This is a genomic window from Lutibacter oricola (assembly GCF_900106565.1).
In the GTDB taxonomy this organism is placed as follows: domain Bacteria; phylum Bacteroidota; class Bacteroidia; order Flavobacteriales; family Flavobacteriaceae; genus Lutibacter; species Lutibacter oricola.
This window is the reverse complement of the sequence record NZ_FNNJ01000018.1, coordinates 1-7,059: the sequence shown is the minus strand read 5'-3', so window position 1 is coordinate 7,059 and position 7,059 is coordinate 1. Positions and strand designations below refer to the sequence as shown.

Here is a 7,059-nt window from a genome sequence, read left to right as displayed (position 1 = left end):
ATTGAACCATTTTTTGTATTAACTAAATGATTAAAAACTACAGGTAACAACTGGTATATTTTATTGTTTGGTTCTAGCACATTTACGAAAATCCTCACGGATTTTCTTGGTCAGTAATTATTTACTAAATTTAGTACTTAAACACTCAACAAAAACATACCAAAAACCGTTGGCAACAAGCTCTTAAAACACTTATGAATAGAATAATTTTAATTGGAAATGGCTTTGATTTAGCTCACAATATACCAACAAGCTATAAAAATTTTATTGATGATTATTGGTTTAATACAATTGAGGAAATAAAAAACACTTATATAAATAGACCTTATGAAAATAACGAGATAATTATACAAGAATCTCCATCTCAATTTATTGTAGAAAACACTTATCAAAATTTAATAGAAACTTTAAAAAATCATAAAACAAATCCCATAAAATTTAAAAATTACTTTTTAAAAATAATAACAGAAAAGACTTATTTAAATAAATGGGTTGACGTTGAAAATGAATACTATTCTTTACTTAAAAAATCATATAAAAAACCTGAAAACAATTATTCAATCTCAAGCTTAAATTCAGATTTTAACAAAATAAAGTTATTACTTCAAAAATACTTAATCCAAGTCCAATCTGATTTTGATTCTAATATTACAGAGGATATTTTAAAAACTAAAAAACTCATAGGTTCTAAAATTTACAAACCATTTTCTATGAAAGATTTTTCAGAGGATTCTTTAAAAAGACAAATTCAATCAGAATATGAAAAAATAAAACCTAATTTAGTTAAGTTTAATAAGGATCCTTTTTCTTTAGAAGATTTTAGTGAACAAAATAAAAGAATAATCTCAAGAATAAAAGATAAATCTAATCATTTAAAAGAAATAAAGAAAATTCTTCTATCATCAAGTGCTACAAATTATTTTGACTTAAACCCAAGAGAAACATTATTCTTAAATTTCAATTATACTTTAACTGAAAAATCATATGATAAACCAAGGATATTTTCTGACTACTTTGCTGATTACAGATTAACTACAACGAAAACTATACATATCCACGGTACTACAGATCAAAACGATAATAATCCAATGATATTTGGATATGGAGATGAAATTGATGAAGATTATAAAGCTATTGAAAATTTAAATGATAATAATTATCTTGAAAACATTAAATCAATCAACTATTTAGAGTCTGATAATTATAAAAAGCTTTTAGAGTTTTTAAATACCGAAAACTATCAAGTTTTCCTTTTTGGTCATTCCTGTGGTATTTCAGATAGAACACTTTTAAACACTATTTTTGAGAACAAAAACTGTGCTTCAATAAAACTTTTTTATCACCAAAAAACAAATTCTCAAGATAATTATAGTGACATTATAAGAAATATATCTAGAAATTTCAATGATAAAACTATAATGAGAGATAGAGTTGTGAATAAAATGTATTGCTCGGCTTTACTATAATCCGCCAGTTGCCAACAACTGGTATATTTTATTGTTTGGTTCTAGCACACTTACGAAAATCCTATCAGATTTTCTTGGTCAGTAATTATTTACTAAATTTATAGCTAAATCACTCAACAAAACATACCAAAAACCGTTAGCAGCAAGCAGAAATGAAAAAATCTATCATAATATTAATTGGACTTTTATATTTAGGGGTTTGTCGAGGACAATCTGAATATGTGATTTTATCAAAACAATCAACGTTAGATGAACTTATTTTGACTTATAAAGTTCTACCTAAAAATGCTAAAAAAGCTGAATTATCGGATGAGGAATTTAGACTTGTCGGAAAAAAAACACAAGAGTATATTGAGATTTATAATACTCAAGTAAATGAGGGATTCAAAAAACGAGGAGAAAAGAAAAAATATGCTAAAATGTATCGAATAATGAAACTCACGAATTATAAAATTCAATACGTTCCATATTTGAATCAAAAAGGAGAAAAAGAAATCTGGATAAACGGATTTTGTGATGATTTCAACTCGGATTGGAGAAAAGAAATCATTTCAGTATTTGATGGAGGAAATTGTTATTTTACGATTAAATTAAATCTATCATCTGGAGAATGTTTATCAATCGGAACAAATGGATATGCATAAAGCCGGCTGCTAACACCGTTTATATTTTATAGCTTGGTTCTAGCACATTTACGAAAATCCTATCGAATTTTCTACGTTAGTATTTTATTTAGTAAATTAGAAGCTTAAAAACGCTACAAAACATACACAAACCCGTTGTAAAATATTAAAGAAAAACCTGCTATGAATAATAAGTTTATTAAGATTTTAATTATTATCAATGGAATTATACTTCCAATTTTTGTTATAATTCTCCTAACAGATTTTTTACAATCAAAGTTTAAAAAAGATGATTTCTCAACAAATATTGATTATTCAACTAGAGAAGAAAAATTACCAGAATTAAAAGAAACTATAAGATATTCTTCAATACAAAAAATTCCAAATTCTAAATATTTTGTCGTAGCAAAATATCTTGTTCTAGATGATAAACCTTCATTTGGAGACTATGATTTGATTATGCCGTATACAGTGCCGGAAAAAACGATAAATATTCTATTTTTGGACGAAAATTACAATATTGTTAGAAAGTTACTTGAAAAAGATTCCTCGATAAAGAAAATGTTTATTTCAAATGCATATTTGAATAAAGAGGAAACTCAAGAAAAGTTAAAATTCCTCTCATTTTATATTGCAAAAGAAGATACTACAGGAGATGATAAAATAAATGAATATGACAAGCATTTTATTTATGTATGTGATTTAAATGGAAAAAATTTAACCAAAGTAACAGATAGAGAAATTAACCAATTTCAATGGATTTCAGAAGGACGAGAATTATTAATACAATTTGAGCAAAGAGATGAGAATGGTAATCAAAATTTGAGATATGGAATTTATAATATTAAGAATAAATCTATGATAGAACCAAAATCAATAGATTAAACATTTTACAACAACTGGTATATTTTATAGCTTGGTTTTAGCACACTTACGAAAATCCTTAAGGGATTTTCTTGGTCAGTAATTATTTACTAAATTTATTGCTTAAACACGCCACAAAACATACCAAAAACCGTTATAAGCAATAAGAAATGCTGAATTTTTTCAAAAAAAGAAAACATAAAAAACTTATAGATAAAACTGAAAAATTGATGAATGCAGTTTTAAATATTTTACCTCAAGAGTTTGAATATATTCGAGAGAATCATAAAAAATGGGAATTATCAGATATTTTATTTAATAATTTCAAAGATGGCTATAAAGGAATATCACTTCTTCTTCGAACAGAAAAAGCTGAAAAATTCACTAAAACACATAAGAACCTTAAAAATTTTAATATAAATGGAATTGAAATTCTAGATATAAAAAATTACAAATATAACCTTGAAATATGGACTTACAGAAATAGTTTAAATGGATTACATTTCTCAGGTATAAATACGAATATTTTGAACCTCAATGAAAATTCTATGAAATTAACCAAATTAGAAATTTCAGAGGTTAAAACTGTTAATCCTGATAAAGAAATTGTTTTAAAAATATTAAAAGGAGTAGCAAAAAGTCAACTCGAAAAATTAGATATCGAAGAAACCATAGGAATAGAAATTGGAAATAAAATATATTATACAATTGTTGATTATAAAGATGGAAATTATATAGGAATTACAAAATGCAAAGATGTTTATAGATTAAAACACGATGATTTAGAAACGGAAAAACTGATTTATGAAAAAGTAACTGATTTTTTAAATAAGTTTTCTGGGAAGAAAAATGAGCTTGACCATTATTTTGAATAAAAAACTGCTTATAACAACTGGTATATTTTATAGCTTGGTTTTAGCACACTTACGAAAATCCTAAAGGGATTTTCTTGGTCGGTAAATATTTACTAAATTTATTGCTTAATCACGCCACAAAACATACCAAAAACCGTTGGCAACAAGCAAGAAAATGAATTGGAAAAACTTCAAAATTTTTGGAAAATCAAAGAAAGAGGAAAACGGAGATTCTGAAAAATATGATTTTGAGAAAATTAAAGTCTTTAAAAATCTTCCAAAGGATCAATGGAAAACTGCATATAAAGAATTAAATCAAATTATAGCGGAGAATCTTGAAGAGTTTGGATTCAAAAAGAAAGGGAGAAAACATTATAGATTGACTAATGATTTACTTGAGGTTATAGATGTTGATAATAGAGGAAGTTGGTTAGGAGCAACAAATTCAATAGAAATCAGAATAGGATTAGTACCATATTGTTGGGAAGGATTAATTAACGAATATCATTTAGTTGGTTCAAAAAGGATTGATGAAATAGATAAAAGTATCAGAAAACATTTCAGAATATCACAGGAATATAAATTATTAGCTGATTATTTATCAAAAAGAATTATTTCGAAGATTTTACCTTTTTTTGACAAATACAACTCGACTGATAAAATCTTGAGGGAGCCATCTATATTTCCATATTTCACTAAAAATGGAGGAATTGAGATATATAATTCTCAATTTTTGATTTTGTTTTCGGAACTTAAACAACATAAAATTTCAAAAGCAATAAAAATATTAGAGAACGAAATTGAATTTGTAAGACGAGTGGAAAATATAGAAACTGAAGAAAAATTGATTGGTTTATTGAAATTGATTAAAACTGATAACTGGAATGAAATAGATAATATTTTAGAAGAAAACGAAAAGAATAATTTAAAGAAATTAAGGATAAAGCCAGTTGCCAACAACGTACAAAATTAATTGCTTGGTTAGAGCACATTTACGAAAGTCCTCACGGACTTTCTTTGCTCGGGAATTATTTACTAAATTTATAACTTAAAACACGCAACTAAATCTTGTACAAGACCGTTGGCAACAAGCAAGTGTTTTATTAGTAAAATGATAAAATTTAACATATATTTACAATCTAAAATTGCAAAAAATAAACCTACAGGTTGATTTTATGAAAATTATTGGTATCTTTGCACATATAAAAGGAAGTTTAATATCAGTTAAATTTCAAGAAAATGAAATAGATGAATTTGAAAAAATATTTGATAACTGGACAGATGTCGAATATTTATTTGATTTTTTCAACGAAAATATTAATGATTTAAATAGTGGATTTTATGGAAATATTAGTATTGAAGAAGCAATTGAAAGAACAATTGAAGAAGCAGAAGAATTAGAAGAAACTATATTAGAGATATCGGAAAGTGGTCATAAGGACAATTATGAGACACTTCAAACACTTTTCAAACCCCTAAATAATAATGATTATCAAATTAAAGATTACCAAAAAACTAAAGCCTATGGTTTCGAACGTAAAAGCTGGTTAAGAGTTTATGCCATCAGAATTGCATCAAATACTTTTGTGATTTCTGGAGGAGCTATAAAACTTACCCCAACTATGAATGAACGAGAACACTTGAAGAAAGAATTAAGAAAACTAGAAATAGTAAAGGATTACTTAATTGAGAATGACTTATTTGACGAAAATGACTTCGAGTATTTAGAAATAAAATAACAACTATGGCAATCAAAGACTTAAATAGTAAACTAGAAAGATTAACTTCATCTAACCAAAGTAATTGGAAGAAAAAAGCGAAAGATAGATTATCTAGTAAATCTTGGTTAAAACATTCTCGAAAAATTGCAATTAAGATTAACATTTTCCTTAAAGAAAATAAGATTAAACAAAAGGATTTAGCAGAATTACTTGGTGTTTCTCCACAACAAGTTAGCAAAATCATTAAAGGAAAAGAAAATCTTACACTTGAGACTATTTCTAAAATTGAAAATGTATTAAAAATTCAATTATTAGAAGTTAGTAAACAAAGATCTAATAATTTAAATATTCAAAAAGATTTTGGTTATAAAAAACCAAGTTTCAAGCAGAATGAATACAAAATGACTCCAGGAAAAGTTATTAAAGTTGATTTCAAAAGAAATGAAGAAATGATTTACGATAGTAAAAAAGCATAAAACTATGGATAAAATTGGTTTTACATTAGACAAAATTAATACTGAACAATTTGCTATAATAGAATCATCATTTGATGATTGCAATGAGGAATTTGGTTTAGAAGCTAGTTTAAGGTTCGGAGTTAATTCTGAAAACAAAGCTGTAATTTCTTTTGTTAAATTTCAATTTGAACAAAACGAGACTCCATTTTTAATTATTGAGGCTTCTTGTGAATTTACTATAGATAAAAATTTCTGGAATAATTTTTCTAAAAAAGAAACTATAATTATTCCTAAAGGATTTTTAGCACATTTAGCTATGATAACTACTGGAACTACTAGAGGTATTTTACATTCTAAAACAGATAATACTAAATTCAATGAGTTTCTTCTTCCTACCATCAATATTTCAGAGATGATAAATGAAGATGGTGAATTTGAGAAGTAGCCAGTTGCCAACACCGTATAACCAAAATTGCTACATTCAGTAAAATAGAATATTTCTTAATTCTAATTTTATTAGTTTTATAAAACGAAAAATTGCAAAACCAAAACACAACTTTGGTTATACAAACCCGTTAAATTTTATGCCGATGAAAAACTAGTCGGATAAATGATAAAAATACGGAGAAGAAACTAAAACGATAAAAATCTCATTGAAACGTTGATTTTGAGCAACACTTCGGAGGAGAAACTGAAACGGAAAAACTAGTTGAATCGTTGATTTGAGCAACACTTCGGAGGAGAAACTGAAGTGGGAAAACCAGTTGAATCGTTGATTTGAGCAACACTTCGGAGGAGAAACTAAAACGGAAAAACCAGTTGAAACGCTGATTTGAGCAACACTTCGGAGGAGAAACTGAAACGGGAAAACCAGTTGAAACGCTGATTTGAGCAACACTTCGGAGGAGAAACTAAAATGAGAAAACCAATTGAAACGCTGATTTGAGCAATATCTCGGAGGAGAAACTAAAACGGATAAACATAAAAGATTAATTTAAGTTTAATAAAAATAATTACAACTCAAAAAGGCACACAATTTAACAATGCGTTTATTTCATTGCTTGGTTAATTCT

General features: G+C 26.5%; 8 protein-coding genes. All 8 read left to right on the top strand.

The window, feature by feature from the left end:
* Positions 1 to 194: 194 nt before the first annotated feature.
* The 8 genes from BLU40_RS16795 to BLU40_RS16760 all read left to right on the top strand — a co-directional run bounded on the left by BLU40_RS16795 (position 195) and on the right by BLU40_RS16760 (position 6,431).
* Positions 195 to 1,466 carry an AbiH family protein gene (locus BLU40_RS16795; protein ID WP_090126482.1) on the top strand — a complete coding sequence of 424 codons (1,272 nt, stop codon included), beginning with the start codon at positions 195 to 197 and terminating at the stop codon, positions 1,464 to 1,466.
* 152 nt (positions 1,467 to 1,618) lie between these two features.
* Positions 1,619 to 2,110, top strand: a complete 492-nt coding sequence (locus BLU40_RS16790) for a hypothetical protein (protein ID WP_090126479.1) — start codon at positions 1,619 to 1,621, stop codon at positions 2,108 to 2,110.
* Positions 2,111 to 2,272: 162 nt separating this feature from the next.
* Positions 2,273 to 2,974, top strand: coding sequence for a hypothetical protein (locus BLU40_RS16785; RefSeq protein WP_090126476.1), 702 nt, complete (start codon positions 2,273 to 2,275; stop codon positions 2,972 to 2,974).
* 209 nt (positions 2,975 to 3,183) lie between these two features.
* Complete coding sequence (locus BLU40_RS16780) at positions 3,184 to 3,828, top strand: hypothetical protein (protein ID WP_139170989.1); 645 nt, start codon at positions 3,184 to 3,186, stop codon at positions 3,826 to 3,828.
* Between the two features lie 154 nt (positions 3,829 to 3,982).
* Entirely contained in the window at positions 3,983 to 4,780 is a 798-nt protein-coding gene (locus BLU40_RS16775) for a DUF4304 domain-containing protein (protein WP_090126469.1), read from the top strand.
* A 172-nt stretch (positions 4,781 to 4,952) separates the two neighbouring features.
* Complete coding sequence (locus BLU40_RS16770; RefSeq protein WP_175454827.1) at positions 4,953 to 5,546, top strand: hypothetical protein; 594 nt, start codon at positions 4,953 to 4,955, stop codon at positions 5,544 to 5,546.
* A 5-nt stretch (positions 5,547 to 5,551) separates the two neighbouring features.
* Positions 5,552 to 6,004, top strand: a complete 453-nt coding sequence (locus BLU40_RS16765) for a helix-turn-helix domain-containing protein (protein WP_090126463.1) — start codon at positions 5,552 to 5,554, stop codon at positions 6,002 to 6,004.
* A 4-nt stretch (positions 6,005 to 6,008) separates the two neighbouring features.
* Positions 6,009 to 6,431 (top strand): hypothetical protein, encoded by a 423-nt coding sequence (locus BLU40_RS16760; RefSeq protein WP_090126459.1) that lies wholly within the window; start codon positions 6,009 to 6,011, stop codon positions 6,429 to 6,431.
* The last annotated feature ends 628 nt before the right edge of the window (positions 6,432 to 7,059 follow it).